At 48.6% G+C, this 915-nt stretch carries 1 protein-coding gene; it reads left to right on the top strand.

The window, feature by feature from the left end:
• The coding region (gene apbC, locus A3756_RS20545; RefSeq protein WP_068554475.1) for an iron-sulfur cluster carrier protein ApbC at nt 1–915 on the top strand (915 nt) is incomplete at both ends.

The following is a 915-nucleotide window of genomic DNA, read 5'->3' as shown; positions in this document are numbered from 1 at the left end:
TTGAAATGCCTTACGCCTGCAAAGGTACTTTAGGCGCAATGCAGCAGATACTTACGAGCAACCTGGAGTTTGTTGATGGCGTCGAAAGTGTCGATATATCTGTCTCTTTCAAAATAAAGGCGCATAAAGCGCAAGGCCAGGTTCCTGCTTTCGAACGCGTCAAAAACGTCATTGTGGTAGCGTCTGGCAAAGGTGGTGTTGGTAAAAGCACCAGTTCAGTTAACCTGGCACTGGCACTCGCTCAAGAGGGCGCAACTGTTGGTATTCTTGATGCTGATATTTACGGCCCAAGCGTAGGTATGATGCTGGGCATTCCAGAAGGCCAACGCCCTGAAACTGAAGAAGAAAAGTTCTTTGTGCCTATCGAGGCTCATGGCATACAGGCAATGTCGATGGCCTTTCTTGTAGATAATAACACCCCCATGGTTTGGCGCGGCCCCAAAGTTAGCGGTGCTTTGATGCAACTAGCCACGCAAAGCCTATGGAATAACCTGGACTACCTGATTATCGATATGCCACCAGGCACGGGTGACATCCAACTCACCTTGGCGCAGAAAATCCCTGTAACCGGCTCCGTTATTGTCACCACACCTCAAGATATTGCCTTGCTTGACTGCAAAAAAGGCATCGAGATGTTCCGTAAAGTAGACATTGACGTACTAGGTGTAATCGAGAATATGAGCACTCATATTTGTAGCGAATGCGGCCACCATGAACCCTTGTTTGGTGAAGGTGGCGGTGCACGTATCGCACAGGCTTATCAGACCGAAGTACTTGGGGAGATGCCTTTACACAAAACCATTCGTGAACAAACCGATGCAGGCCAACCAACCGTTGTGGCAGAGCCTGATAGCGAAGTGTCTCACTTATATAGAGATATAGCGCGCAAGGTTTCGGCAGCAATTTCGCAGAAAG

The organism is Oleiphilus sp. HI0086, from assembly GCF_001635225.1.
This window is presented reverse-complemented; position numbering and strand designations above follow the sequence as displayed.